2 protein-coding genes are annotated in these 1,240 nt (G+C 36.6%); one reads left to right on the top strand and one right to left on the bottom strand.

Annotation, left to right across the window (positions count from 1 at the left end; all coding sequences use genetic code 11):
• On the top strand, positions 1 to 725 hold a 725-nt coding region (locus HUN22_RS17110), incomplete at its 5' end, for an AcfC family putative adhesin (protein WP_217488221.1).
• Between the two features lie 67 nt (positions 726 to 792).
• Here the strand turns inward: HUN22_RS17110 and HUN22_RS17105 are convergent.
• Positions 793 to 1,212, bottom strand: a complete 420-nt coding sequence (locus tag HUN22_RS17105; RefSeq protein WP_174731907.1) for a hypothetical protein — start codon at positions 1,210 to 1,212, stop codon at positions 793 to 795.
• Positions 1,213 to 1,240 lie beyond the last annotated feature (28 nt).

The raw sequence follows: 1,240 nt of genomic DNA, 5'->3' as shown, positions 1-1,240 counted from the left end.
ATCTTATTGTTAGTTCTCTATCTATCCATAGCTTTGCAGAGGTACAAGTATATGGTCCTGGTGGACCAGCACCTGCAATGAAAGAAGCCGCCAAACAATTCACCAATAAAACAGGAATAGCAGTTCATGTGACTTCTGGACCTACTGCTCAATGGTCTGAAAAAGCGAAACTAGATGCTGATCTTATCTATAGTGGTTCCGAAGCCATGATGTCGGATTTTGAAAATACTTTTTCTGAGCAAATTATAAAAGACTCGGTAGAACCTTTATATTTACGCCCCGCAGCGATTTTAGTGAGAAAAGGAAATCCTAAAAATATTAAAGGATTTAAAGACCTCGCTAAATCTTGCGTTAAGGTTTTAGTTACGCATGGTGCAGGTCAAGTCGGTATGTGGGAAGATATCGCTGGCAGAACTGGGAATATTCAATTAACAAAAGCTTTTCGAAAAAATATTGTCGCCTATGCTGCCAACACAGGTATTGCCAAGAAAAATTGGGAAGAAAATGGCAGCTACGATGCTTGGTTAGTCTTTAATATTTGGGGAATCAGTAACCCAGACGTTGGACAAATTATTCCTATCGAACCAGAGCTGGTTGTCTATCGCGATACAGGTGTAGCCTTAACCAAACATAGTTTAAAAGATGCTGAAGCAAAACGTTTTGTAGAGTTTCTATCTTCACAGCAAGGCAATACTATTTTCAAAAAATATGGTTGGACTAAATAGTTAAAAGGGAGTTTAGCTCCCTTTATTTTTAAATTATTCATTCTAGTTTAATTAGAATATATTTATTTCAAATTAAATAAACTCCAACGGCATATAAACTTCCCATTATTAAACAAAAGGTTGAACTGATATACCAAAATAAATCACTATTCCCGACAAATTTTGACTTTAACCATGGAAAAGCAAAACCACGGATAAGAAACACAGCTGCGACAAGTGACAAAATAATTTTGGTAAAAGGTAATATCGGTATTCCTTTTGCGGCAAAGAAGGCATATATAGAACATACCGTTAAAATTACCCCCACTGCTATGGCGGTAAAATTAGGATACCAATGTCCTCTTTCGACCATCTGGACAATACTTTGTCCTGCTCCTAAAAATCGAAAACCATTTGCTCCCCATAACACACAAACAAAATGAAGTAATGCGGCTATAAAAGTCAAAGCCGAAGCGAAATATAAGCTAATGAGCGGAGTTGAAAACATTTGACTCTCTTAATGAGTATTTATAGGA

Source organism: Acinetobacter lactucae (assembly GCF_013344765.1).
GTDB lineage: Bacteria > Pseudomonadota > Gammaproteobacteria > Pseudomonadales > Moraxellaceae > Acinetobacter > Acinetobacter lactucae_A.
This window is presented reverse-complemented; position numbering and strand designations above follow the sequence as displayed.

Bases quoted from the DNA above. Each gene is read 5' to 3' on its own strand.
- HUN22_RS17105 (WP_174731907.1), bottom strand. From the start codon at position 1,212: ATGTTTTCAACTCCGCTCATTAGCTTATATTTCGCTTCGGCTTTGACT.